The organism is Streptomyces sp. NPDC057302 (genome assembly GCF_042667685.1).
Classification (GTDB): domain Bacteria; phylum Actinomycetota; class Actinomycetes; order Streptomycetales; family Streptomycetaceae; genus Streptomyces.
In genome coordinates, this window is record NZ_JBHUZJ010000002.1 from 113773 (window position 1) to 137867 (window position 24095).

The following is a 24095-nucleotide window of genomic DNA, read 5'->3' on the forward strand; positions in this document are numbered from 1 at the left end:
CGAACCTCACCCGAACCGGCGGCACCTGGAGCGGCCTGCTTCTGGCAGGCGCCCGGGGCATGCGTCAATCGACCCCCCGTACCCCGGACAGCACCAGGCGCCTGCACTCGCCGGGGCTGCCCCACGCACCGCGCAGCGCCCGCGCCTTCGTCAGCCACAGCGACAGGTCGTACTCCGCGGTGTAGCCGATCGCCCCGTGCAGTTGCAGTGCGGCCCGCGCGGCGCCGTACGCCGCTTCGCCCGCCGCTGCCTTCGCCGCGGCCACATCCGCCGTCTCCAGGCTCAGCGCCGCACCGTAGAGCAGGGGCCGGGCGAACTCCAGGCCTATCAGGACGTCCGCAAGGCGGTGCTTGACCGCCTGGAAGCCGCCGATCGGCGTGCCGAACTGGGTGCGCTGCTTCACGTACGCCACCGTCTTGTCCAGTAGCGCGAGCCCGACCCCCAAGGCCTGCGCGGCCGTCGCGAGCGAGGCCCAGTCGGCCGCGTGCCGCGAGGCCTCCGTCACCGAGGGGCCCGAGGCCAGGAGCTCGCCGCCGGGCCGGAGCCGTGCCAGGCGCCGAGCCGGGTCCAGCGACCGCTCCACGCGCGCGTGCCCGGCGGCCAGCCGCAGCTCGCCGCCCGAGGCCGTCAGCCGCAGCGCCGCCGCGTCCGCGTCCAGCGCGAAAGGGCCCCCTTCGGGGAGTGCGAGGGTCGTGATGGCCTCCCCGGAGGCCAGGGGCGGCAGGAAACGCTTGGCGGGGGCCGCCTCGCCCAGTTCGGCGAGCCGGGCCAGCAGCGCGCCCGCCGCCACGGTCTCGACCGCGGGACCCGGCACCGCATGGCGCCCCAACTCCACCAAGGCGACGGCTGCTTCCACCGGCAGCAGCCCCGACCCCTCGTACTCCTCGGGGACGGACAGCGAGAACACGCCCGCATCCGCGAGGCGCCCCCACACGGCACGCCCCGGCGCATGGTCCCCGGCGGCCCACGCCCTCGCCGCCGCCGGAGTGTCGGCCGCCGTCAGCATGGCGTCGAGCGAGCGGGCGAACTCGCGCTGCTCGGCGTCGAGCAGGAACCTCATCAGCGGCGTCCCTTCGGCAGTCCGAGCAGCCGCTCGGCGATGATGTCGCGCTGGATCTCGTTGGTGCCCGCGTAGATCGGCCCGGCGAGCGAGAAGACGTACCCCTCCGCCCACTCACCGCCGTCGGCCAACTCGCCCTGGGCGCCCAGGAGATCCAGGGCGGTCTCGTGCAGCGCTATGTCGTACTCGGACCAGAAGACCTTGTTCAGGCTCGACTCGGCGCCGATCGTCTCGCCCGCGGCGAAGCGCGAGGCGTTGGCCCAGGTGAACAGTTGGTAGGCACGGGCCCCGATCACGGCGTCGCCCACCCGGTCGCGCAGCGCGGTGTCCGCAAGGTCTCCGTGCGCGCGCCACTGCCGCACCAGGCGGTCGGCCGCGGCGACGAAGCGGCCGGGGGAGCGCAGCGTCAGACCCCGTTCGTTGCCCGTCGTCGACATCGCGATCCGCCAGCCCTGGCCCGGCTCGCCGAGCACGTCCTCGTCCGGTACGAAGACGTCGTCGAGGAAGAGCTCGGCGAAGGCGGGTTTGCCGTCCAGGCGCCCGATGGGACGGACCGTCACCCCGTCCGCGTCGAGCGGGAACATCAGATACGTCAGGCCCCGGTGCGGCTTGGCGGAGTCGACGGCGGGGTCGCTGCGGAACAGGCCGAAGGCCCGGTCGGCGAACGCGGCCCGCGACGACCAGGTCTTCTGCCCGCTGATCAGCCAACCGCCGTCCGTGCGACGGGCGGTGGAGCGCAGCGACGCCAGGTCCGAGCCCGCATCCGGCTCGGACCAGGCCTGCGCCCAGATCACCTCGCCGCTCGCCATCGGGGGCAGTATCCGTGCGCGCTGCTCGGCGGTGCCGAAGTCGAAGAGGGTCGGGGCGAGGAGGTTGATGCCGTTCTGCGAGACGCGGCCTGGGCCGCCCGCCGCGAAGTACTCCTCCTCGAACACCAGCCACTTGACGATGTCGACGCCCTGCCCGCCGTACTCCCCGGGCCAGGACACCACCGACCAGCGGTCGGCCGCGAGCTCGCCCTCCCAGGCGCGGTGGGCCGCGAACCCCTCCCGGGTCTCGAGCGACGGCAGCGGCCCGGCGGGCACATGCCCGGCGAGCCAGTCGCGCGCCCGCTGTCTGAACTCCCCTTCCCCGGCGGTGAAGTCGAGGTCCATCAGTGGCCCACCTCTTCGGTCGGTTCTTTCCCGGCAACCTTCGGCACTCTTCCCTAACAAGTGTTTGGTAGATTACCCTGAGGTCGAGCCAGTCGTCGAGAGCGAGCACGAGAGCCAAGGGGGTCGAGCATGGACGCACCCACGTATGTGCCGGGGCACGGTCTGCTCGCGGGCCGCACCGCCGTCATCACCGCGGCGGCCGGAGCCGGCATCGGGGGCGCCACGGCCCGCCGCTTCCTGGAGGAGGGCGCGCGCATCGTCATCGGCGACGCCCACCCGCGCCGCACGAAGGAGACGGTGGAGGCGCTCGCCGGGGAGTTCGGCGCCGACCGGGTCGACGGGACGCCGTGCGACGTCACGGACGAAGCCCAGGTCCAGGCCCTGTTCGACCTCACCGAGCAGCGCCACGGCGGCCTGGACGTCGTCGTGAACAACGCGGGACTCGGTGGTACCGCCGAGCTCACCGAAATGACCGACGAGCAGTGGGACAGAGTCATCGACGTGACACTGAACGGCACGTTCCGCTCCACCAGGGCCGCCCTGCGCCGCATGCGGGCCGCCGACCGGGGCGGCGTGATCGTGAACAACGCCTCGGTGCTCGGCTGGCGCGCCCAGGCCGGCCAGGCGCACTACGCGGCGGCGAAAGCGGGCGTCATGGCCCTCACCCGCTGCGCCGCCGTCGAGGCCGCGCCCCACGGCATACGGATCAACGCGGTGTCGCCCAGTCTCGCCATGCACCCGCACCTCGCGAAGGTCACTTCGCCGGAGCTCCTCGAAGAGCTCACCGCCCGTGAGGCGTTCGGACGGCATGCCGAGCCCTGGGAGATAGCCAACGTGATCGTCTTCCTGGCCAGCGAGTACTCCTCGTACATGACGGGCGAGTCGGTCTCGGTCAGCAACCAGCACGCCTAGGCGGAGAATGACCGTGTGTCGAAACCGAAGCAGAGCAGCACCACGACGAAGCAGAGCAGCACCACGAAGAAGAAGGCCGCGGTGAGTCCCTCGCCGGAGCGCCGGAGCGAACTCCTCGCCATCGCGGCCGACGTCTTCGCCGAGCAGGGGTACAACGCGACCACGGTCCGCAAGATCGCGGACGCCGCCGGCATGCTCGCCGGCAGTCTCTACTACCACTTCGACTCCAAGGAGTCGATGCTCGAAGAGATCCTCTCGACCTTCCTCGCCGAGCTGTGGGACGGGTACGACACCGTGCTCCAGTCGCAGCTCGGCCCCCGCGAGACCCTCGAGGCGCTGGTCACCGAGTCCTTCCGGGAGATCGACAGGCACCGCGCCGCCGTCGCCATCTACCAGAAGGAGTCGAGGCAGCTGGTCGCGCAGGCGCGCTTCCAGTACCTGACCGACTCGCAGCAGCGCTTCGAGAAGACGTGGCTGACGACGCTGGAGCGCGGAGTCGCCGAGCACGTCTTCCGCGACGACCTGGACATCCGGCTCGCCTACCGCTTCGTGCGCGACACCGTCTGGGTCGCCGCGTCCTGGTACCGCCCCGGGGGAGGCCACAGCCCCGAGGAGATCGCCCGCCAGTACCTCTCGATGGTCCTGGACGGCATCGCCGTACGCACGTAGAGCGCGCGTCGTCACCCCGGCGACCGCAACCGACCGAGGAGTACGCAGTCATGGCCGAGGCCTACATCGTCGAAGCGGTCCGCACCCCCGTCGGCAGGCGCAAGGGCGGCCTCTCGGCCGTCCACCCCGCCGACCTGGGAGCCCATGTCCTGAAGGCACTCGTCGAGCGCAGCGGGATCGACCCCGCCGCCGTCGAGGACGTCGTCTTCGGCTGCCTGGACACGGTCGGGCCGCAGGCCGGGGACATCGCCCGCACCTCCTGGCTGGCGGCCGGCCTCCCCGAAGAGGTGCCCGGCGTGACGATCGACCGGCAGTGCGGATCCTCGCAGCAGGCCGTGCACTTCGCGGCGCAGGGCGTCCTGTCCGGCACACAGGACCTCGTCGTCGCGGGCGGCACCCAGAACATGTCGATGATCCCCATCGCCTTCGCCTCCCGGCAGGCCGCCGAGCCGCTCGGCCTCACCGAAGGGCCGTACGCGGGCAGCGAGGGCTGGCGCGCCCGCTACGGCGACCGGCCGGTCAACCAGTTCCACGGCGCCCAGCTGATCGCCGAGAAGTGGGGCATATCCCGCCGCGACATGGAGGAGTTCGCCCTCCGCTCGCACCAGCGGGCCGTCCGCGCGATCGACGAGGGCCGCTTCGACCGCGAACTCGTCGTCCACGGAGACGTGACGACCGACGAGGGGCCGCGCCGCGACACGACCCTGGAGAAGATGGCAGGCCTCAAGCCCGTCCTGGACGAGGGCACCATCACCGCCGCCTGCTCCTCACAGGTCTCGGACGGAGCCGCCGCGCTCCTCATCGCGAGCGAACGGGCCGTGCGGGAACACGGGTTGACGCCCCGCGCCCGAATTCACCACCTTTCGGTGCGCGGCGAGGATCCGATCCGCATGCTGTCCGCGCCGATCCCCGCCACCGCGTACGCCCTCAAGAAGAGCGGCATGAGCATCGGCGACATCGACCTCGTCGAGATCAATGAAGCCTTCGCCCCGGTCGTCCTGGCGTGGCTGAAGGAGACGGCGGCCGACCCGGAGAAAGTGAACGTCAACGGCGGTGCGATAGCTCTCGGCCATCCCCTGGGAGCGACCGGCGTCAAGCTCATGACGACCCTGCTGCACGAACTGGAGCGCACGGGCGGCAGGTTCGGCCTCCAGACCATGTGCGAAGGTGGCGGACAGGCGAACGTGACCATCATCGAGCGCCTCTGACGGCGTCCAGTTCCGGGCTTGTCCCTCACTCCTTGCGGGAGTTGCTGGCCGGACCCCGCACCGTGAGGCCCTCTCCCCAGCTAGTCTCGATGTCTGTACGTCGATTGAGCGACCTCGGGAGGTAGCGCGATGACACAGGGACGGCCCGGAGGTGCCATCTGGGCCCCGCTGTGGGAGCGCGATGCGGAACTCGCGGCAGCGGCGCGGGCCGTTGACGAGCTGTGCTCCGACTCTACGGCGGCGGGCGGGCTGCTCGTCTTCCAGGGCGAGGCGGGCATCGGCAAGACGGCGCTGCTGTCCGAGGTGCGCCGTATCGCACAGGGGCGGGCCGTGGTGTGGTCCGCGCGGGGCGGCGAGACCGTCACCTCCGTCCCCTTCAACGTCGTACGCCAGTTGCTGCAGCCGGCTCTCGTCGCCCTCTCGCCCGAAGAGGCACGGGAGTATCTCGGCGACTGGTACGAGATCGCGGGCCCCGCCCTGGGCATAGCCGAGCCGACCGGGCTCCAGGCCGACCCGCAGGGTGTGTGCGACGGTCTGGTCGAGGCGGTCGCGCGTCTGTCGGGGCTGCACTGGCCCCTCGTCCTGCTCATCGACGACGCGCACTGGGCCGACCAGGAGACGCTGCACTGGCTGGCCGCGTTCGCCCAGCGCCTCGACGAACTGCCCGTCCTCGTGGTGGTCGCCCACCGGCCGGACGACGCCGTCGGCGAGAGCGCCCGCCACCTCGCGGCGGTCGGCGCCGCCGCCCGCACCACGCCCCCGCTGCGCGCCCTCACCCCGGACGCGGCGGCCGGGCTCACCCGCGCCACCCTCGGCGAGCACGCGGACGCCCCGTTCTGCCGCGAGGTCTGGGCGGTCACCGGCGGCAATCCGTACGAATCCGTGGAACTGCTCGCCAAGGTGCAGGACAGCGAGCTCGACCCCGTGGAGAGCTCCGCCGGTGAGCTGCGCGCCCTGAACCGTTCGGCGCGCGGACGTGGGCTCGTCGCCCGGCTCGAAGGACTCGGCACGGACGTCACGCGGTTCGCGTGGGCGGCGGCGATCCTCGGCACATCCATCCCGCTCGACCTGGCCGCCTCGCTCGCCGGGATGACCCGCGAGGCGGGCGAGCGGTGCGCGGAGCGGCTGCGGACCGCGCGCATCCTGCTCGGCGCCGACCAATGCCTGGAGTTCGTCCACCCGCTGATCGCCAGCACCGTCTACCGCTCGATCCCGTCCGCCACCCGCACCGCGTTCCACGGCCAGGCTGCCTGGGCCGTCACGCTGTCGGGCCGTGGCGCGGCGGCCGCCTCACGCCACCTCCTCGAGGTCCATCCGGACGACGACCCCGAGCTGGTCAAGCAACTGCGCCAGGCGGCGGCCGAGCACCTCGCGGTCGGCGCACCGGACGCGGCCCGCCGCTGCCTGGAGCGCGCCCTGCGGGAACCACCACTGCCCGAGACGCATGCGCGCGTGCTCTACGAACTGGGCTGCGCCACGCTGCTCACCTCGCCCGTCACGACCATCGGCCATCTGCGCGAGGCGCTCCACACCCCGGGTCTCGACCGCGGGCTGCACGTGGACGCCGTCTGTCGCCTCTCCCAAGCCCTGGTCCACAACGACCAGTTGGAGGAGGCCCTGCGGGTCGTGGACGCCGAGGCCGCCCGGCTCGAGCCGGGGTCCGACCGGATGCGTCTGCAGGGCGTCCACTACATGTGGGAGGGCATCTATTCGCGCGAGGAGGACGCGACCGGCCGTTCGCGGCGCCTCGCCGCGCTCGCCGGACCGCTGCCGGGACGCGACAACTCCGAGCGCGCCCTGCTGATCCTGCGCGCCTTCGACGCCATGACCCGCGGGGAGAACGCGGAGGAGATCGTCGAGCTCTGCGACCGCTCCCTCGTCAATGGCCGGCTCGCGCCGGGGCTCGGCTGGACCGACACGGAGTGGGGCTTCGAGCTCCTGACGATGCTCGGCGGCTCGTACATCTTCACGGACCGCCTCGACCGCGCCGAGAGCGTCTTCGCCGAAGGGGTCCGTGCCTACGAGGCCGCGGGCTGGAGCGGCGGTCATCTGGCCGTCGCCAAGGCCTGGTTGGGTCTGGTGTACCGCAGGCGCGGACGTCTCGTCGAGGCGGAGGCCTCGCTGCGGGAGAGCCTGCGCCTCACCGACCGGGTCGGCAGCGGCCTCCCGATGCACTGGGACGCCGCGTGCAAGCTCATCGACACGCTGCTGGCCCGGGGCAGGCCCGACGAAGCACAGGAGATCGCCGACCGGTACGGCATCGCGCCGCCCTACCCGTCCACGATCCTGCTGCCCGACATCCACTCCGTGCGGGGCCGCCTGCTGATCGCGGCAGGTCAACGTCCCGAGGGAATCAGTGAGTTGGAGGTGGCGGCGAAGACGGCGAACGAACGCGGTCGCTACAACACGGTCGTCAACCCCTGGGCGTACGAGCTCGCCCGCGCGGTCGCCGTCGAGGACCCGCGGCGGGCCGCGGAGCTGGTCGCCGACGCACGGATCCAGGCGGAGTTCTTCGGCACGGAGACGGCGATCGGCGAGGCGCTGCGGTGTGCGGCGTCCCTGGAGAGCGGGCAGCGTGCGATCGCGCTGTACGCACGAGCCGTCGCCTGCCTGGAGGCATCGCCGTGCGCCTATGAACACGCGGTCGCACGGGTCGAGTACGGGATCGCGGCGGGGTCCGCGAACGAGCTGGCGCGGGGCCTCGCCCTGGCCGAGTCCTGCGGGGCGGAAGGCCTGGCCGCCCAGGCGCGGGCGTCCTTGGAGGTGGCGGGAGTCTGAGCCACGGGCCGCCGAGCGGGGTCTCAGGCAGGGCTGGTGCCCGGTAGGGGAGAGACCACCGGGCCCGGCTCGGTCCAGCCGCAGGTGCGCCCTGCCACGCCGAGGGGGCTCTGGGCTGGGCCGGGATAGGACCCGCCCAGCCCCGGGGCCGCCGCAGCTGCCAGCCGCGGCCATCTCAGCCCGAGGTGAACATCAGCAGGGCGGGTCTCGGTTCTGCCGCAGCCGCACCGCAGCCGCAGGCCCTGACCGCGAGCCGGGGATCGTGGACGGTGGCGGGTCCGGCGGGAGGCCACTGGAGAGCAGGTCTCAGTTCTGCCGCAGGCGCACCGCAGCCGTAGGCCTTCACCGCGAGCCGGGGGTCGTGGAGGGCGGCGGGTCCGGTGGGAGGCTACCGGAGGGCGGGTTTCAGTTCTGCCGCAGGCGCACCGCAGCCGTAGGCCCTGACCGCGAGCCGGGGGTCGTGGAGGGCGGCGGGTCCGGTGGGAGGCTACCGGAGGGCGGGTCTCAGTTCAGCCGCAGCCGCAGCCGCAGCCGCAGGCGCACCGCAGCCGTAGGGCCTGACCGCGAGCCGGGGGGCGTGGAGGGCGGCGGGTCCGGTGGGAGGCCGCTGGAGGGCGGGTGTCAGTTCTGCCGCAGGCGGTTCACCACCTCGGTTGCCTCCAGCATCACCCGCGAGACCAGTTCCTCGCACGACGGCAGATCCTCGATGACCCCCGCCACCTGCCCCGAAGCCATGACGCCCGCCTCCGGCAGCCCGTCCACCATCGCCGACTTCAGCATCATCGGCGTATTCGCGGCGAGCAGGACCTGGCTCCACGTCATCCCCTTGCCGTGCCGCATCGCAAGGCCGTCGCGGACCATCTCGCCCCACCCCATCCCCGATATCTTCCGGAACGCCGCCGCGTGCCGCACCGCCCGTGCCAGGGACGCCGCCCGGCCGGACTTCTCCAGCGAAGCGACCAGATCCGTCCGCAGCATCCGGTGCGGAAGGCCGTCCACCCGCGACGTCACCGTGACGTCCTTGACCGATGCCGCCAGATAGCGCGCCTTGACCGCGTCCGGCACCGTCGAGTCCGACGTGAGGAGGAACCGCGTGCCCATCGCGACCCCCGCCGCGCCATAGGCGAGCGCGGCGACCAGCCCCCGTCCGTCGAAGAAGCCGCCCGCCGCGATCACCGGAATGTCCACCGCGTCCACGACCTGCGGCAGCAGCACGGTCGTGGCGACATCGCCGGTATGCCCGCCGCCCTCGCCGCCCTGCACGACGACCGCGTCCGCGCCCCACGCCGCGACCTTCTCGGCATGGCGTCGCGCGCCGATGGACGGGATGACGACCACCCCGGCGTCCTTCAGCTCCGCGATCAGCTCCTTCGAGGGGGCGAGGGCGAAGGACGCCACCCGCACGCCCTCGTCGACGACGACCCGCACCCGGTCCCGGGCATCGCCCGCGTCGGCGCGCAGATTGACCCCGAAGGGCGCGTCCGTACGGGACTTGACCTCCCGGACGGCCGCTCGCAGCTGATCGACGGTCATCGTCGCGGAAGCCAGGATGCCGAGGGCGCCCGCGTTCGCCGAGGCGGAGACCAGGCGGGGGCCCGCCACCCAGCCCATGCCGGTCTGCACGATCGGGTACCGGACACCGACCAGCTTGGTCAGAGCCGTCTCCATGCCCGGCGGGGCGGACGTCACGGGCGCACCTCGCGCTCGCGCAGACCGCGCGGGTCCACCACGTCCCGGATCAACCGCAGTTCCTCCGTGGTCGGCTCGCGGGTGTACGGCACGTCGTCCGGCGTCGAGAGGGTGAAGCCGGTCGCCTCACGCACCCGCTCGACCGTCACGCCCGGATGCAGGGAGACCAGCCGCATCGCGTGATCCGCCGCACCGAAGTCGAAGACGCCGAGGTCCGAGACGACCCGGCGCAGATCGTGGAAGCGGGTGGCGGAGGGACCGGCCGCCGCCGCGCTGTCGTAGCCGACGCCGCTGATCATGTCGACCTTCTCGACGAAGACGCGCGTCGAGTGGCGCGGGACCCAGTAACTCACCGGATTGTTGAGGGTGTTGACGGGCGCTCCGCGGACACCGAGGAGCTGGCGCTTGGGCCGCTGCCAGTCGCCGATGCAGGAGATGTTCTGGTTCCCGAAGCGGTCGATCTGGCTCGCGCCCATCATCACGTGACGCCTGCCGCCCATGACCATCGTCAGGTGCTTGCGGTACGGCAACCAGCCCTCCGTCACCGCCGACGGCGCCCCCACCGCGGGCACGTCGCCGATCAGCATCGCCTCCCCGTCCGTGAGCAGCAGGTCCGGCGAGAACGTCAGCTTCGCCAGGCGGGCGGCGATCGCCGGGACCGTGCCCATCGGCGACGCGAGGATCTCACCGGCGTCCCGCCAGGCCTCGGCGCAGGCGATCACGCAGTACTCGGCGCGGGTCACGGCGCCCACGTCAGGGGCGGTCGCCGCCGCCGTCGGGTCGCTCCGCGTCATCGCTGCTCCTTGTGCCAGGTCTGGACGGCCGCTCGGTAGTCCTGCTCGGTGCCGGAAAGGAAGCGGTCCTCGAATTCCTTCCAGGCGTCCGGGTCGCCCGCGGCGGTGGCGTAGGCCTTCTGGAAGGGCTCGTCGCGTTCGTAGTCCGGCACGCATGAGGTGAAGTGCGCGCCCTTGGGCGTCTCGGCCACGCCCGTCACCGCGTGCCGGGAAACCAGCATCGTCTGCGGCGCCGCCTGCCCGGTGAGCTCGCTCGACTCGACGATCCGCTCGCACGACACGTACGCCGTGTCGGCCGCTTCGCAGAACAGGTCGTCGAAGTACGGATCGGGGCCCAGATACTGGGCGTTGCCCAGGCGGTCGGCGCGGTTCAGGTGGACCAGCGCCGCGTCCATCCGCAGGGCGGGCACCGCGACGAGCTCCTCCCCGTCCTCGTACGGCGAAGTGACCGTACGCAGCTGGGGGTTGACCCGCAGGACGTCCGAGCCGAGGCCCGCGCGGATCGGCAGGAACGGCAGGCGGTGGGCGCCGGCCGTCAGCCCCTGCAGGAGCATCGCCTCGTCCAGCTCGACCAGTTCGAAGGCGCCACGCTCGCGTGCCGCGCGGAAGTGCGGCTCCAGGGGGATCGAGTCGAGGGTCACGAACGCCGTGACCAGCTTGCGGATCTTCCCCGCCGCGGCGAGCAGGCCGACGTCCGGGCCGCCGTACGAAACGACGGTGAGGTCCGTGATCCCGGACCGCAGCAGGGCCCGCACCAGCGCCATGGGTTTGCGGCGCGAGCCCCAGCCGCCGATGCCGAGCGTCATCCCGCTCCGGAGCCGCCCCACGATCGCGTCGGGCGTCATGGTCTTGTCGGTCATGCCCTGCCCTCCTGCTTCTTGCCGGTGTCTGTTCCGGAGCTCGTCTTTGCGGCCGTCCCGAAGTCCTCGCGGATCCGGTCGGCCAGGCCGCTCAGGTTCGCCTCGAAGGTGAAGCCCTGCTCGAAGCGGTAGCTGCGGTGCACGTCGACGGGGTCGATGCCGTTGATCGCGGCCTTGGCGAACCGCAGCAGGGTCCCGTCCTTCCGGGCGATCTCGCGCGCCAAGCCAAGGGCCGCTTCCCGCAGTTCCGCGCGCGGCACGACCCGCCACACGGAGCCGTGCGCGTGCAGTTCGGCCGCGGTGGCCGTCCGCGAGGTGTAGTACAGGGCGCGCATCAGGTGCTGCGGGACCAGGCGGGAGAGATGGGTCGCGGCGCCGAGCGCGCCCCGGTCCAGCTCGGGCAGGCCGAAGGTCGCGTCCTCGCTCGCCACGATCGCGTCCGCGTTGCCCACCAGGCCTATGCCGCCGCCCAGGCAGAAGCCGTGCACCGCGGCCACGACGGGCACCTCGCACTCATAGACCGCCGAAAACGCTTCGTAACACCCGCGGTTGGCGCCTATCAGCGCGCTGTGGCCGCTGTCGCGCTGCATCTCCTTGATGTCCACGCCCGCGTTGAAACCGCGGCCCTCGGAGGCCAGGACGACACAGCGTGTCGCGGGATCGCGGCCCGCCGCGCGCACCGCGTCCGCCAGGTCGAACCACCCCTGCACGGGCAGGGCGTTGACGGGCGGGAAGTCGACGGTGACGACGGCCACGCCCTTGTCCGGGGAGGAGGTGGAGACAGACATCAGAGGATCCGCTACCTTTCAACCAGGCCCTTCAACCAAACATTTGTTAGTTAGGAAGGTAGCAGCGATGACTGACACCCAACAGGTGGTGGTCGTCACCGGCGGCACCCGAGGCGTCGGCGCCGGTATCGCCCGCAGCTTCCTCGCCGCCGGTGCGCGGGTCGTCGTCTGCGCCCGCAGGCCGCCGGACCGCCCGGTCGAAGCGGCGGGTACCGCGGCCGAGTTCAGGCCCCTCGACCTGCGCGACGCCGAAGCGGCGCACGCGTTCTTCGCCGGTGTGGCCGCCGATCACGGCCGGTTGGACGCCCTGGTGAACAACGCGGGCGGCACCCCCTTCGGGCTGCTCGCCGAGTCGGCCCCCGCCCGCCAGGCCAAGATCGTCGAACTGAACCTGCTGGCCCCGCTGTACGCGTCCTTGGCGGCGTACGAGGTGATGCGGGGTCAGGAGGCGGGCGCGGGCAGCATCACCATGATCGGGAGCGTGAGCGGCTCCCGGCCCTCACCCGGCAGCGGCGCCTATGGCGCGGCCAAGGCGGGCCTGGAGAACCTCGCGCGCACGATGGCCGTCGAGTGGGCCCCGAAGGTGCGCGTGAACACCGTCGTGCTCGGCCTCGCCCGCACCGAGAGCGCCCATCTGCACTACGGCGACGAGGAAGGTATCGCGCAGGTCGCGCGCACCGTCCCGCTCGGGCGCCTCGCCGATCCCTCGGACGTCGGGGACGCGTGCGTCTTCCTCGCCTCCGACAGCGCGCGCTACATCAGCGGCGCCGCACTGCACCTGCACGGGGGCGGCGAACGCCCCGCCTTCCTGGACGCCGCTTCCGTCAACCGCTGAACGCAAACGAGGAGTTCCGCATGAGCGAGGAGTTCGTATGACCTCAGCCGACAAGCAGCAGCCGGGCACGGGTCTCTGCGCGGGCCGCGTCGTGATCGTCACGGGCGCGGGCCGCGGCCTGGGCCGGGCGCACGCGCGCGCGTACGCCGCCGAGGGCGCCAAGGTCGTGGTGAACGACCTCGGTGTGGGGCCCGACGGCTCCGGAGCGTCCGGTGGGCCCGCGCACGATGTCGTGGCGGAGATCCGCGACGCGGGTGGCGAGGCGGTCGCGCACGGCGGCGACATCGCCACGTCCGAGGGCGCCGCTTCCCTGGTGCGGGCCGCGCTCGACACGTTCGGACGGCTCGACACCCTCGTCAACAACGCGGGGTTCCTGCGGGACCGGATGCTGGTCAACCTCGACGAGGACGACTGGGACGCGGTGATGCGCGTCCATCTGAAGGGTCACTTCCTGCCCCTGAAGCACGCGGCCGCGTACTGGCGTGGCGAGGCGAAGGCGGGACGGGCGCGGCACGCGTGCGTGGTCAACACCAGCTCAGGTGCGGGCCTTTTGGGGAGTGTAGGGCAGGGCAACTACAGCGCTGCGAAAGCCGGGATCCTCGGGCTCACGATGGTCGCGTCGGCCGAATTCGCCTCCTACGGAGTGCGGGTCAACGCGATCGCGCCCGCCGCGCGGACCCGTATGACGGAGCAGACCTTCGCGGAGACGATGGCCGCCCCCGAGGAGGGAGGCTTCGACGCGATGGCTCCGGAGAACGTGTCACCGGTCGTGGTCTGGCTCGGCTCGGAGGCGTCCACCGGCGTCACGGGCCGCGTCTTCGAAGCGGAGGCGGGCCGCATCACGGTCATGGAGGGCTGGCGACCGGGCCCCACCGCCGACAAGGGCGCCCGCTGGACCCCGGCGGAGGCGGGCGAAGCGGCGCTGAAGCTGATCGCCGGGGCGCAGGTGCCCCAGCCGGTGTACGGGGCCAGGTAGCGCGCTTGCCCGCTGGACGGCGGGAGGTGTGCGCGCTCCGTCGGACGGGCGGCGGGAGACGCGCACCCCGCCGGACGGGCCCTGTCGCGGACCGTCCGGCGTATGAGGTGAGCCGTCAGCTCCCGGGGGCCACGCGCACCGGACCCGTGCCCTCCGCGCTGTGCCGCGCCGCCCAGTTCTCCAGCGACGTACGGCACGCGTGGTCCACGTGGCGCAGGTCCGTGAGGTCCAGATCGATCAGGCGGTCCTGCGGCAGCGCTTCGAGCGCGTCCAGGAGCTTGGGCAGGCGCAGGAACGTGGCGTTGCCCGTCAGGTGGACGCGGATCGGGCCCGCGCCCTTGTCGACGACCTCCACATGCACGTGCGACGTCTCCCAGGCGGTCTTCATGACGGCGAGGGCGAGGCCGATCAGCACGCCTTCGAACATGCTCACCGTGACGATCGCCGCGGCCGTTACGACCAGGACGACCGCTTCACCGCGGTGTTCGCGCCACAGCTCGGCCAACTGCCGTACGGGGACGAGTTTGCAGCCCGCGTGCACGAGGACGCCCGCGAGCGCGGCGACCGGGATGAGGCCGAGCGCGGCGGGCAGCAGCGCCGCGAAGAGGAGCAGCCAGACGCCGTGCAGGACGCGGGATGCCTTCGTCCGCGCGCCCGCCCGGACGTTGGCCGAGCTGCGGACGATGACGGCGGTCATCGGCAGGGCGCCGAGCAGCCCGCACACGGTGTTGCCCGCGCCCTGCGCGATCAGTTCCTTGTCGTACGACGTGCGCGGACCGTCGTGCATACGGTCCACCGCGGCCGCGCTGAACAGGCTCTCCGCCGACGCGATCAGGGCGAACGCCAGGACGGTGCCGACGGCTCCGAGGGTCATCAGCTCCCCGAACACGGCGGCGTCCGGCACCCGCACCGCCTCGATGAGCCCCTGTACCTCGACCGTGGCCACCGGCAGGGAGAAGAGCATGGTGACGCCCGACGCGAGCACCACGGCGGCGAGTTGTGCGGGCACCGCGCGGAGCTTCGCGGGGAGCCTGCGCCACAGTACGAGGACGGCGATGCTGCCCGCGCCGATCCCGAAGGCGGTCAGCGAGCGCTCCGAGCCGACGATATCGGTGAGCAGCCCCGGCAGCCCGGTGATCTTGGCGAGGCCGCCGGCCGGGGCTTCGCGGTCCGCCATGGCATACAACTGCCCGGCGATCAGGACGAGTCCGATGCCGGCGAGCATGCCCTCGACGACGGCCACGGAGATGGCCCGGAAGAAGCGCCCGAGCCGCAGGGCGCCCATGGCCAGCTGGAGGATCCCGGCGGCGAGCACGAGGGCGCCGAGCGCCGGGAGGCCGTACGTCTGCACGGCTTCGTAGACGAGGACGGTGAGGCCCGCGGCGGGACCGCTGACCTGGAGGCTGCTGCCGGGCAGCAGGCCCGTGACGAGACCGCCGACGACGCCGGTGATCAAACCGAGTTCGGCGGACGCCCCGGAGGCGACGGCCACGCCCACGCACAAGGGCAGGGCGACGAGGAAGACGACTACGGAGGCGGTGACATCGCGCCGCACGCCTTCGGGTGGGCGGAGCAGGGAGCGGGCGCGGTCGCGTACGGAGGCAGGGGGAGGCTGCATGCGGTGGACTCCTGAGCGCCGTGGGGGCGCGTCGGTGTGACATGGACCGGTGTCCGGGTCCGGTCGGCCGACGGGCGCGTCAGACAGAGGGCCTGACGGGAGGCCCGGCGGCATGGCCGTGCCGGAGGGCCCGGTCAGCAGCGGAAGACCTGCAACAGGGGTGGCAGTTCGCGGCCCGCGGGTCTCGTCTCGCGGTGGGCGGCGGCGACGGAGCGCCGCGCGGACGTGGCGTCGTCCGCGGCCGTGACCGCGTGGGCGGGGAGACGCGGGGCGGTGTCGGGGACGAGGTCGCGGCAGTGCGCCCTGCCGCGGGCCCGGAAGCGCTCGGCGGACTCGGCCGGATGCGTGTCCTCGCCGCACTGCGCGTACGGAGCCGTGGCCGGCGGCATGCGGGACGCCGCGCCGGACACGGGTTCGTTGACCCCGTGGGCGAAGAACTGGACGGTCACCAGGAGCACGGCGAGCAGCGCCGCGGGCAGCACCCGCCTGTGCACTCCGGGTTCCGTCACGGTGGCAAAGTCCTCACGTGGCCGCGTAACTCGCATGGTCACCAAGTAACTTAACCCGCCAGATGTGTCACTTGGGTGACCAAGTGGCGACATGGTGCGACAGCCACCCTTCGATCACGCGTACGTGGCGCGTTCGCTCGAGTGGAGTGCTCGGGCGGGGCGTGCGGGCCCCGCCCGGCGTCGACATGTTCCTCGGGTGCTACGCGGCCGAGTAGCGACGCGGCGGCGCAGCAAGAGCCGCCCGTAGCGCGTCGCCCGTATTGCGCCACCCGAAACCCCTCCGAAACCACCCGAACGCGCCGCCCGCCTACACTCCGGCCCATGGCGCGGATCCTGCCCTTCCAGCCCAGGCGGCTTCCCACCGACGACGAGAGCGGGGCCTGCCTGCGGTTCCGGACCGTGCACGGCTACCGGCGCGCGTACCGCGTCGCGGGCGAGGGACCGGCGATTCTGCTGATCCACGGCATCGGCGACTCATCGGCGACGTGGTCCCCGCTCATTGCCCAACTGGCCCGCAGCCACACGGTCATCGCCCCCGACCTGCTCGGGCACGGCGCGTCCGAGAAGCCGCGCGCCGACTACTCGGTGGCCGCGTACGCCAACGGAGTCCGCGACCTGCTCGGCGTACTGGGCGTCGAGCGCGTGACCCTCGTCGGGCACTCGTTCGGCGGCGGTGTCGCGATGCAGTTCGCCTACCAGTTCCCCGAACGCGTCGACCGGCTCGTCCTGGTGAGCACGGGAGGCGTCGGCCCGCAGGTCACCCCCGTCCTGCGGGGCGTCTCGCTGCCCGGCGCCGCGCTGCTGCTCTCCCTGCTCGAACTGCCGGGCGCCGATGTGCCGGTGCGGGCGGTGGTCGCGCTGCTCCGGCTCTTCGACACCCCGCTGGGGCGGGACGCGCCGGAACTGATGGGCCTGGTCGACGCGCTGCCGGACGTGTGGGCGCGGGCCGCGTTCATCCGCACCCTGCGGTCCGTCGTCGACTGGCGCGGCCAGGTGGTCACCATGCTGGACCGCTGCTACCTCGCCCAGGGCATGCCCACGCTCGTCGTCTGGGGCGACCGGGACGGCGTCCTGCCGGTCGACCACGCGTTCACCGCGCACGAGGCGATGCCCGGCAGCCGCCTCGAAATCTTCCCGGGCGCCGGGCACTTCCCCTTTCACGCCGATCCCGCGCGCTTCCTCTCGCTCGTCGAGGAGTTCATCGGGGCGACGGAACCGGCCAATTGGAGCATCGACCAGTGGTGGCGGCTGCTGCGGGCGGGGCGTCCGGGGGACGACGCCTACCTCGACGCGATGGAGCGGCGCTATCGGGAGGCGAGCGAGCGCAGCGCCACCTAGCCGGTTCTACGGGCGCTTGGAGTCCGCCAGTTCTATGCAGCCCGCCAGACCGTCATGTCCGCGCTCAGGAAGCTGAACCCGCCGTTCGGCAGCGCGGTCGACTTCACCTGGACCACGAGCAGGGCGATGTCTCCGGAGGGGTTCTTCACGCAGATCTCGCTGCCGGCCGCCACCGCGGCGAGCGGGAGGTCGTGGCTGTCGGCGCCCTTGAGGATGGTGCGGCACGTGTCGAGGGTGGCTCCCGGCTTGCCGTACAGCAGGGTGATCACGCTCTTGTCGCTCTCCAGCGCACAGCTGTTCTCACCGCAGACGAAGCGGATGTCGCCCTTGCGGTCCTTGCGGTCCACCGGCTCCCTGAGGCTCACGGAGTTCTTCTCGTCGAACCACTCCTGGGGGTACGCGACGGCCCTCGGCGGGGTGCTCGCGGTCGACGAAGAGCCTGAGGAGGGGCGCGAGGCGCCTGCAGCCCCGTCGCTCTTGTCGCCGGCCCCCGAACCCTCGCCGGTCGACGACCTCTCCCCGTCCCCCGAAGTCCCCCCGGAAGCCTCCCCGGCCCCGGACCCCGACCGCTCGGACGCCGCCGCACCGGACTTCGACGACGTGTCCCGATGCCGCAGCAGATCCGTCGCGTCCATGACCGTCCACGTCAGGCCCATCACCAGCAGCGCACTGCCCGTCACCACGGCCGTGACGAGCGCGTTGCGTCTTCGGCGGGCCCGCCGCTCGTCGTCCCGCATGGGCACGGTCGGCTGCGGCGGCGCGAACAACGGCTGCGTGTGCACCCGCGTGGGGTGCGGGACCGGAGCCGGTACCGACACCTCAGGACCCGTGATCTCCCGCCAGACGGCGGGCCCCGCGCCCGAGTCGGCGTCCCGGCCGAGCCGCTGCCTGCACCAGTCGACGATCTCCGCCAGGGAGGCCCGCCGCGCCGGGTCGGCGGCCAGGCACCGGGCGAACAACGGCCGCAGCTGGGCGGGCAGAAGGGACAGGTCGGGCTCGGAGTGCACGATCCGGTACAGCACGCTGACCGAGGGCCCGTCCCCGTACAGCGGCTCGCCCAGCGCCGCGAACGCCGCCATCTGGCCGAGTGCGAAGACGTCGGTGGCCGCCGTGACCTCGCCCGCGGAGGCCTGCTCGGGGGCCATGTACTGGGGCGTTCCCGCGACCGTGCCCGTGACGGTGTGCGGGGAGGTGAGGCTGGAGGTCAGGGAGATGCCGAAGTCGATCACGCGCGGTCCGTCGGCGGCCAGCAGCACGTTCGACGGCTTCAGGTCCCGGTGCACGATCCCCGCGCCGTGGATGGCCTGCAGCGCCTCGGCGACCCCCGCCATCAGCCACAGCACCGCCGGTACGGGCAGCGGTCCGCTGCGGGCGACGGCTTCCGACAGCGAGGGCCCCGGCACGTACAGCGTGGCCAGCCAGGGCGGTACGCCGTCCGCGTCCGCGTCGATCAACTCGGCCGTGTAGGCGCCACGGACCCGCTGGGCCGCCGTTATCTCCCGGCCGAACCGCCGCCGGAAGGCCGGGTCGTCGGCAAGCTCGGGCCGCACCACCTTGATCGCGAGCGGTCGGCCGCCCTGCGTGTGCGACAGGTAGACGCGGCCCATGCCTCCCGAGCCGATCCGGGCGGCGATACGGTACCCCGCCACCATCGGCGGATCGTCCGCCTGCAACGGCTGGAACACCTCAGTCGCGTAGCTCATCGGCCCTCGTCCCCCCAGATCCCCAGAACCCCGGATCCCCTGATCCCCATGACCCCTGATCAGCAGCAGCCTAAAGGGTGCTCGGGGCTCCTACTCCGCCCTCACTCCTCCGCGAGGACCCGCTGTGCCACCGCGAACGCCGAATTGGCCGCGGGGACACCGCAGTAGACGGCCGTCTGGAGCAGCACCGCTCCGATCTCCTCGGGCGTGAGTCCGTTGCGGCGGGCCGCGCGGACATGCATGGCCAGCTCGTCGTAGTGCCCGTGCGCGACCAGGGCGGTCATGGTGATCATGCTGCGTTCGCGGTGCGCGAGGGTGGGGTCGGTCCAGATCTCGCCCCAGGCGTAGCGGGAGATGAAGTCCTGGAAGCGGGCCGTGAAGGGCGTGGTGTTCTCCTGTGCGCGGTCCACGTGCGCGTCGCCGAGGACCGCGCGCCGCACGCCCATCCCGCTCGCGGCAGCTCCGCCCAAGTGCGTGCGCAGCGCGGCGATCACGGCCTCCGGACGCTCGGCGGGCGCCAGATGCGCGGCTCCGGCCAGCTCCGTGAGGGATGCGCCAGGCACGGCGTCGGCGATCTCGCGGGCGTGGGCGGGCGGCGTCGCCGGATCCTCGCGGCCCGCGAGGACGAGCGTGGGCGCGGTGATCGTGCCGAGCGCTTCCCTGCTGTCGTACGCGGCCAGCGCGTCGCAGCATGCGGCGTACGCGTCGGGGTCGGTGTCCCGGTGGTCGTCCACCAGGCGGGGGACGGTGAACCCGGGGGTGAACCAGCGCTCCGGCGCGCTCCGGACGAGGTCGGCCAGGCCTTCGCGGCGCACGAGCGCCGCGCGCTCCTCCCAGCGGGCGCTGCCGCCGAAGTGCGCCGACGAGCAGATCACGGCGAGGCTCTCCACCCGCTGCGGGTGGTGCGCGGCCAGGTGCAGGCCGACGGCCCCGCCGAGGGAGACGCCCGCGTACGCGAACCGGTCGATGCCGAGGGAGTCGGCGAGCGCGAGGACGAGCGCGGCCAGATCGGCGACGGTGGCTCCCGGGCCGATCAGGTCGGCGGGGGACTTGCCGTGGCCGGGCAGGTCCCAGCGAATGACCCGGTGGGTGGTGGAGAGTTCGGGCGCCACGGCGTCCCACAGGGCGGTGGAGGTGGCGATGGACGAGCCGAGCAGGAGAGGGGGCGCGGTCGGGGCGCCTTCGGTGGTGTGGTGCGGCAGCTTGCCGGTCATCGTCGCTCCAGGGCTCGGTCCGTCAGGGCTCCGGCGGAGCCGGTGTAACGGGCGGGGTCGGTGAGGTCGGTGAGGTCCAGGCCCGCGAGATCGGGCTCTTCGGCGAGGACGTCCGCGAGGGGCCTGCCCTCGTCGCGGGTGCGGCGGGCCGCCGACGTGAGGAGCTCCTTCGCGCGGGCCCGGCCCAGGAGAGGGGTCAGCTCCGCCGTGAGCCGTTCGGAGACGATCAACCCGTGGGTGAGGGTGAGGTGTTGACGCATCGGCTCCGGGTGGACCCGGAGGTTCCCGGTGAGCTCCACGGCGTCGTGGCTCGCGCCGCCGACCGTGCGCAGGAGGTCGCGCAGGGACTCCCACTCCGCGTGCCAGGCTCCGGCCGGGCGCTCGTCCTCGGCGGCCATCGACGCGTGGAGCGTCGCTGCGAGGCCGGGGGCGCGGCGGGCCGCGGCCGCGATGAGGGTGGAGCGGACGGGGTTCGCCTTGTGCGGCATGGCGGAGGAACCGCCGCCCGCTCCCTCGGAGAGTTCACCGAGCTCTGTCCGGCTGAGGGTGAGGACGTCCGTGGCCGCCTTGCCCAGGGCCCCCGCGGTGAACGCGAGCGCCGCGGCGAGATCGGCGACCGGGGTCCGCAGGGTGTGCCACGGCAGGACGGGCACGGCCAGCTCCACCTGCTGGGCGTATGCCGAAACAAGCAACTCCCCTTGGCCACCGGCGGCGTGGAACGCCTTCGCGACGTGCGCGCTCGTCTCCACCGCCCTCGCGCTACCCCCGTACGCCCCAAAAGCCGCCAACGTTCCCGCGGCGCCCCCCAGTTGCGCGGGAAGCGCGTCGCGCACCGCCCGCACCCTGTCCCGCGCGTCGAGGACGAGCGCGCGCCAGCCCGCCGCTTTGAGGCCGAACGTCGTCGGGACCGCGTGCTGGGTCAGGGTGCGGCCCGGCATCGCCGTGTCCCGGTGTTCCGACGCGAGGCGGGCGAGGGAGGTCTCCGTGTGGGCCAGGTCCGTCAGGATCAGGTCCAGCGTGCGCCGCGCGATCAGCATCATCGCCGTGTCCATGATGTCCTGGCTCGTCGCTCCCCGGTGGACGTACGGCGCGGCCTGCGCGGGCACCGCCGCCGTCAGGTCCGCGACCAGCGGGATCACCGGATTGCCGCCGGCCCGCGCGCGCAGCGCGATGTCGCGTACGTCGAAGTGATCGGCGCGGGCCGCCGCGGTGACCGCCTTCGCCGCCTCCGCCGGTGCCAGACCCGCCGTCGCCTGGGCCCGCGTCAGCGCCGCCTCCGCGTCCAGCATCGCCTGGAGAAAGGCGGTGTCGCCCGTCGCTTCCTCTGCCGGGGAGCCTGCCCGCCCGGGGGCGAGCAGGCCGACGTCCGTACCTTCACGACTCACTGGAACTCCAGGAACACCGTTTCGCCCTCGCCCTGAAGGCGGATGTCGAAACGGTACGTGTGGCTCGCCTCTGGATGGGCGATCAGCGTCGTGCGCCGCGCCGGGTCGAGGGAGCCGAGGAGCGGGTCGCCGGGCTCGTCGACCAGGTAGGCGCGCGTGTACAGGTGGTGGAGCAGACCGCGCGCGAAGACCGCGACCGCGATGTACGAGACCCCGCCCGGCGGAAGCGTACGGAGAGTCCAGTGGCCGTCCGCGTCGGTCGGGACGCGGCCGAACCCGGTGAACACGAGGCCGTCACGGCCGATGACCTCGCCCGTGACCGGGTCGTGCCGCAGCGATCCCGGCGCGCCGGTGCGGGAGCCGTCGGGCGCGGGCTGCCAGGTCTCGATGAGGGCGTCGGGCACGGGGTTTCCCGCGCCGTCGTACACGTACCCGTGCAGGGTGATCGTTTCCGGATGGCCCGCCGGGGCGACCTCGCCGCCCAGGGGGAAGGGCAGCGCGTAGCCGTAGAAGGGGCCGACCGTCTGGGAGGGAGTGGGAGCGTGCGGCATCAGAGCGGGGCGCCTTCCTCGAAGAGCGTGGCGGACGGACCGTCCAGGACGATGTCCCAGCGGTAGCCGAGCGACCACTCGGGGGCGGAGAGAGCGTGGTCGTAGGCGCAGACCAGGCGGGCCCGTGCCGACTCGTCGGTGACCGAGCGCAGGACCGGGTCGTAGGCGAACAGCGGGTCGCCGGGGAAGTACATCTGCGTCACCAGGCGCTGGGTGAACGCGGTGCCGAAGAGCGAGAAGTGGATGTGCGCGGGACGCCACGCGTTGACGTGGTTGCGCCACGGGTACGCGCCCGGCTTGATCGTCGTGAAGGAGTACGTTCCCTCGTCGTCGGTCAGGCAGCGGCCGAAGCCCGTGAAGTTCGGGTCGAGCGGCGCCGGATGCTGGTCGAGCTGGTGGGCGTACCTGCCGGACGCGTTGGCCTGCCACAGCTCGACCAACTGGCCGCGCACCGGGCGCCCTTCGCGATCGAGGACGCGGCCGGACACGGTGATCCGCTCGCCGAGCGGCTCGCCCAGGTGCTGGCGGGTCAGATCGCGGTCGAGCGCGGTGATGTCGGTGACGCCGAACGCGGGGCCGCTCAGCTCCACCGCCTCCGGGTCCCGCAGGGGGATGAGCGGCTGCTTGGGGTGGCGGAAGTGGCTGCTGCGGTACGGGGGATAGTCGCGCGGCGGGTGATCGGAGGGCGCCGCGGCGGCCTGCGCCTTGGCGACCTCCGTGTCTATCTCCTGCTGGCTGAGCCCGTCGGGCAGGGGTTCGGTGAGGGTCATGTCTCTCGGCTCCGTGAGCGTGGGTACGGCGTGCTGCTGGGCTTTGACGGCTGCTGGGCTTTGACGAAGGACGGAACGGGTCAGCGTTCGAGCACCAGGGCCAGGCCCTGGCCGACGCCGATGCAGAGGGTGGCCACGCCCGTGCCCGAGCCGCGCCGGGCGAGCTGGTGGGCGACCGTGCCCGCGAGCCGCGCGCCGGACGCACCGAGCGGATGGCCGAGCGCGATGGCGCCGCCCTGCGGGTTCAGGACGGCCGGATCGAGGTCCGGCCATTCGGCCACGCACCCCAACACCTGGGCGGCGAAAGCCTCGTTGAGCTCCAGCGTGCTGAGATCGCCGAAGGACCTGCCCGCCTTCGCCAGTGCGCCGTTGACGGCCTCCACCGGCGCGAGCCCGAAGTAGTGCGGTTCGATCGCGCGGACGGCGGACGCCGAGACACGCGCGAGGGGTTCGCGGCCCGTCGCCCGCAGGCCCTCCTCGTCGACCAGGAGCAGCGCGGCGGCGCCGTCGTTGAGCGGGGAGGCGTTGCCGGGCGTGACCGTGCCTCCGGAGTCGCGGAAGGACGGCTTCAGCTTGGCCATGGTCTCCAGGGAGGCATCGGCGCGCACGCACTCGTCGCGCTCGAAGGGGACGGGGTCACCCTTGCGCCGTGGGACGGCGACCGGCACGACCTCCGCGTCGAAGAGGCCGTCCTGCCAGGCCTGTGCCGCCTTGCGGTGCGAGGCGAGCGCGTACGCGTCCTGCTGCTCGCGCGTGATCCCGTGCTTGTCCGCGACGAGTTCGGCGCTCTCGCCCAGCGGCACCGTCCACTGCGGCTCCATCTTGGGGTTGACCATGCGCCAGCCCAGAGTGGTGGAGTACAGCTCCGTGTGCCCGGCGGGGAAGGGCCGGTCGTTCTTCGGCAGGACGTAGGGGGCGCGGGTCATCGACTCGACGCCGCCGGCCAGGGCGATGGAGATGTCGCCGAGCGCGATGGCCCGCGCGGCCTGGATCACGGCTTCGAGCCCGGAGGCGCAGAGCCGGTTGACGCTCACGCCGGGCACCGTCACGGGCAGGCCCGCGAGCAGGGTGGCCATGCGGCCGACGTTGCGGTTCTCCTCGCCCGCTCCGTTGGCGTTGCCGAAGTAGACGTCGCCGATCCGGGACGGGTCCAGGTCCGGTGTACGGGCGAGGAGTTCGCGGATGACGTGCGCGCCGAGGTCGTCCGGGCGGACGCCCGCGAGCGCGCCGTCGTACTTGCCGACGGGGGTGCGTACGGCGTCGACGATGTAGACGTCACGCAGA

General features: G+C 72.7%; 21 protein-coding genes. 7 read left to right on the forward strand and 14 right to left on the reverse strand.

From position 1 onward, the window contains the following. Window positions 1–64: 64 nt before the first annotated feature. Together ACFUPX_RS01865 and ACFUPX_RS01870 are read right to left on the reverse strand one after the other, a co-directional pair. On the reverse strand, window positions 65–1060 hold the full coding sequence (locus tag ACFUPX_RS01865) for an acyl-CoA dehydrogenase family protein (protein ID WP_383314161.1): 996 nt from the start codon (window positions 1058–1060) through the stop codon (window positions 65–67). Beyond that, window positions 1060–2214 carry an acyl-CoA dehydrogenase family protein gene (locus ACFUPX_RS01870; protein WP_383314164.1) on the reverse strand — a complete coding sequence of 385 codons (1155 nt, stop codon included), beginning with the start codon at window positions 2212–2214 and terminating at the stop codon, window positions 1060–1062. Before ACFUPX_RS01870 ends, ACFUPX_RS01865 begins: the two co-directional genes overlap by 1 nt. Window positions 2215–2343: 129 nt before the next feature. Between ACFUPX_RS01870 and ACFUPX_RS01875 the strand changes: the two genes are divergently transcribed. The 4 genes from ACFUPX_RS01875 (at window position 2344) to ACFUPX_RS01890 (ending at window position 7781) form a co-directional block, all read left to right on the forward strand. Continuing rightward, window positions 2344–3126, forward strand: a complete 783-nt coding sequence (locus ACFUPX_RS01875; protein ID WP_383314167.1) for an SDR family oxidoreductase — start codon at window positions 2344–2346, stop codon at window positions 3124–3126. A gap of 15 nt (window positions 3127–3141) precedes the next feature. After that, window positions 3142–3795, forward strand: coding sequence for a TetR/AcrR family transcriptional regulator (locus ACFUPX_RS01880; protein ID WP_383314170.1), 654 nt, complete (start codon window positions 3142–3144; stop codon window positions 3793–3795). A gap of 50 nt (window positions 3796–3845) precedes the next feature. Beyond that, a complete protein-coding gene (locus tag ACFUPX_RS01885) occupies window positions 3846–5003 on the forward strand; it encodes an acetyl-CoA C-acetyltransferase (protein WP_383314172.1) in 1158 nt (385 codons plus the stop codon). A 129-nt stretch (window positions 5004–5132) separates the two neighbouring features. Next, on the forward strand, window positions 5133–7781 hold the full coding sequence (locus tag ACFUPX_RS01890; protein ID WP_383314174.1) for an ATP-binding protein: 2649 nt from the start codon (window positions 5133–5135) through the stop codon (window positions 7779–7781). Window positions 7782–8402: 621 nt separating this feature from the next. On the opposite strand, the gene ACFUPX_RS01895 is transcribed toward ACFUPX_RS01890, so the two are convergent. From ACFUPX_RS01895 to ACFUPX_RS01910, 4 genes are read right to left on the reverse strand one after another with little or no spacing between them, the layout of a single operon-like run. After that, complete coding sequence (locus ACFUPX_RS01895) at window positions 8403–9449, reverse strand: NAD(P)H-dependent flavin oxidoreductase (protein WP_383314844.1); 1047 nt, start codon at window positions 9447–9449, stop codon at window positions 8403–8405. A gap of 17 nt (window positions 9450–9466) precedes the next feature. Next, window positions 9467–10264, reverse strand: coding sequence for a CoA-transferase subunit beta (locus ACFUPX_RS01900; RefSeq protein ID WP_383314177.1), 798 nt, complete (start codon window positions 10262–10264; stop codon window positions 9467–9469). After that, window positions 10261–11124 (reverse strand): CoA transferase subunit A, encoded by an 864-nt coding sequence (locus ACFUPX_RS01905; protein ID WP_383314180.1) that lies wholly within the window; start codon window positions 11122–11124, stop codon window positions 10261–10263. The genes ACFUPX_RS01900 and ACFUPX_RS01905 overlap by 4 nt, the downstream gene beginning before the upstream one ends. Beyond that, window positions 11121–11912: an enoyl-CoA hydratase family protein gene (locus ACFUPX_RS01910; protein WP_383314183.1), complete on the reverse strand. Its 792-nt coding sequence runs from the start codon at window positions 11910–11912 to the stop codon at window positions 11121–11123. Before ACFUPX_RS01910 ends, ACFUPX_RS01905 begins: the two co-directional genes overlap by 4 nt. Window positions 11913–11979: 67 nt before the next feature. On the opposite strand from ACFUPX_RS01910, the gene ACFUPX_RS01915 reads away from it, so the two are divergent. Then, window positions 11980–12747, forward strand: a complete 768-nt coding sequence (locus ACFUPX_RS01915; RefSeq protein WP_383314186.1) for an SDR family oxidoreductase — start codon at window positions 11980–11982, stop codon at window positions 12745–12747. 37 nt (window positions 12748–12784) lie between these two features. Continuing rightward, window positions 12785–13723 carry an SDR family oxidoreductase gene (locus tag ACFUPX_RS01920; protein WP_383314188.1) on the forward strand — a complete coding sequence of 313 codons (939 nt, stop codon included), beginning with the start codon at window positions 12785–12787 and terminating at the stop codon, window positions 13721–13723. Window positions 13724–13838: 115 nt separating this feature from the next. On the opposite strand, the gene ACFUPX_RS01925 is transcribed toward ACFUPX_RS01920, so the two are convergent. Together ACFUPX_RS01925 and ACFUPX_RS01930 are read right to left on the reverse strand one after the other, a co-directional pair. Then, on the reverse strand, window positions 13839–15341 hold the full coding sequence (locus ACFUPX_RS01925) for a SulP family inorganic anion transporter (protein WP_383314191.1): 1503 nt from the start codon (window positions 15339–15341) through the stop codon (window positions 13839–13841). A gap of 134 nt (window positions 15342–15475) precedes the next feature. Beyond that, entirely contained in the window at window positions 15476–15850 is a 375-nt protein-coding gene (locus ACFUPX_RS01930) for a hypothetical protein (protein ID WP_383314194.1), read from the reverse strand. A 321-nt stretch (window positions 15851–16171) separates the two neighbouring features. On the opposite strand from ACFUPX_RS01930, the gene ACFUPX_RS01935 reads away from it, so the two are divergent. Next, window positions 16172–17188 (forward strand): alpha/beta fold hydrolase, encoded by a 1017-nt coding sequence (locus ACFUPX_RS01935; protein WP_383314196.1) that lies wholly within the window; start codon window positions 16172–16174, stop codon window positions 17186–17188. A gap of 32 nt (window positions 17189–17220) precedes the next feature. On the opposite strand, the gene ACFUPX_RS01940 is transcribed toward ACFUPX_RS01935, so the two are convergent. The 6 genes from ACFUPX_RS01940 to ACFUPX_RS01965 form a co-directional block, all read right to left on the reverse strand. After that, entirely contained in the window at window positions 17221–18891 is a 1671-nt protein-coding gene (locus tag ACFUPX_RS01940) for a serine/threonine-protein kinase (RefSeq protein WP_383314199.1), read from the reverse strand. Window positions 18892–18992: 101 nt separating this feature from the next. Further along, the gene (gene pcaD, locus ACFUPX_RS01945; RefSeq protein WP_383314202.1) at window positions 18993–20105 is read right to left on the reverse strand and encodes a 3-oxoadipate enol-lactonase; all 1113 of its coding nucleotides are present in this window, start codon (window positions 20103–20105) and stop codon (window positions 18993–18995) included. After that, a complete protein-coding gene (gene pcaB / locus ACFUPX_RS01950) occupies window positions 20102–21490 on the reverse strand; it encodes a 3-carboxy-cis,cis-muconate cycloisomerase (protein ID WP_383314205.1) in 1389 nt (462 codons plus the stop codon). The genes pcaD and pcaB overlap by 4 nt, the downstream gene beginning before the upstream one ends. Next, the gene (pcaG, locus tag ACFUPX_RS01955; protein ID WP_383314208.1) at window positions 21487–22041 is read right to left on the reverse strand and encodes a protocatechuate 3,4-dioxygenase subunit alpha; all 555 of its coding nucleotides are present in this window, start codon (window positions 22039–22041) and stop codon (window positions 21487–21489) included. The genes pcaB and pcaG overlap by 4 nt, the downstream gene beginning before the upstream one ends. Then, a complete protein-coding gene (gene pcaH, locus ACFUPX_RS01960) occupies window positions 22041–22811 on the reverse strand; it encodes a protocatechuate 3,4-dioxygenase subunit beta (protein WP_383314211.1) in 771 nt (256 codons plus the stop codon). The genes pcaG and pcaH overlap by 1 nt, the downstream gene beginning before the upstream one ends. A gap of 80 nt (window positions 22812–22891) precedes the next feature. Further along, complete coding sequence (locus ACFUPX_RS01965) at window positions 22892–24094, reverse strand: thiolase family protein (protein ID WP_383314847.1); 1203 nt, start codon at window positions 24092–24094, stop codon at window positions 22892–22894. Between the last annotated feature and the right edge of the window lies 1 nt (window position 24095).

What these genes read in the sequence shown, in the direction of transcription:
- ACFUPX_RS01870 (WP_383314164.1), bottom strand. Translation starts at nt 2,214, where the DNA reads ATGGACCTCGACTTCACCGCCGGGGAAGGGGAGTTCAGACAGCGGGCG.
- pcaD (WP_383314202.1), bottom strand. Translation starts at nt 20,105, where the DNA reads ATGACCGGCAAGCTGCCGCACCACACCACCGAAGGCGCCCCGACCGCG.
- ACFUPX_RS01925 (WP_383314191.1), bottom strand. Translation starts at nt 15,341, where the DNA reads ATGCAGCCTCCCCCTGCCTCCGTACGCGACCGCGCCCGCTCCCTGCTC.
- ACFUPX_RS01890 (WP_383314174.1), top strand. Translation starts at nt 5,133, where the DNA reads ATGACACAGGGACGGCCCGGAGGTGCCATCTGGGCCCCGCTGTGGGAG.
- ACFUPX_RS01935 (WP_383314196.1), top strand. Translation starts at nt 16,172, where the DNA reads ATGGCGCGGATCCTGCCCTTCCAGCCCAGGCGGCTTCCCACCGACGAC.
- ACFUPX_RS01915 (WP_383314186.1), top strand. Translation starts at nt 11,980, where the DNA reads ATGACTGACACCCAACAGGTGGTGGTCGTCACCGGCGGCACCCGAGGC.
- ACFUPX_RS01885 (WP_383314172.1), top strand. Translation starts at nt 3,846, where the DNA reads ATGGCCGAGGCCTACATCGTCGAAGCGGTCCGCACCCCCGTCGGCAGG.
- ACFUPX_RS01940 (WP_383314199.1), bottom strand. Translation starts at nt 18,891, where the DNA reads ATGAGCTACGCGACTGAGGTGTTCCAGCCGTTGCAGGCGGACGATCCG.
- ACFUPX_RS01905 (WP_383314180.1), bottom strand. Translation starts at nt 11,124, where the DNA reads ATGACCGACAAGACCATGACGCCCGACGCGATCGTGGGGCGGCTCCGG.
- pcaH (WP_383314211.1), bottom strand. Translation starts at nt 22,811, where the DNA reads ATGACCCTCACCGAACCCCTGCCCGACGGGCTCAGCCAGCAGGAGATA.
- ACFUPX_RS01920 (WP_383314188.1), top strand. Translation starts at nt 12,785, where the DNA reads ATGACCTCAGCCGACAAGCAGCAGCCGGGCACGGGTCTCTGCGCGGGC.
- ACFUPX_RS01900 (WP_383314177.1), bottom strand. Translation starts at nt 10,264, where the DNA reads ATGACGCGGAGCGACCCGACGGCGGCGGCGACCGCCCCTGACGTGGGC.
- ACFUPX_RS01910 (WP_383314183.1), bottom strand. Translation starts at nt 11,912, where the DNA reads ATGTCTGTCTCCACCTCCTCCCCGGACAAGGGCGTGGCCGTCGTCACC.
- ACFUPX_RS01895 (WP_383314844.1), bottom strand. Translation starts at nt 9,449, where the DNA reads ATGGAGACGGCTCTGACCAAGCTGGTCGGTGTCCGGTACCCGATCGTG.
- ACFUPX_RS01875 (WP_383314167.1), top strand. Translation starts at nt 2,344, where the DNA reads ATGGACGCACCCACGTATGTGCCGGGGCACGGTCTGCTCGCGGGCCGC.
- pcaG (WP_383314208.1), bottom strand. Translation starts at nt 22,041, where the DNA reads ATGCCGCACGCTCCCACTCCCTCCCAGACGGTCGGCCCCTTCTACGGC.
- ACFUPX_RS01865 (WP_383314161.1), bottom strand. Translation starts at nt 1,060, where the DNA reads ATGAGGTTCCTGCTCGACGCCGAGCAGCGCGAGTTCGCCCGCTCGCTC.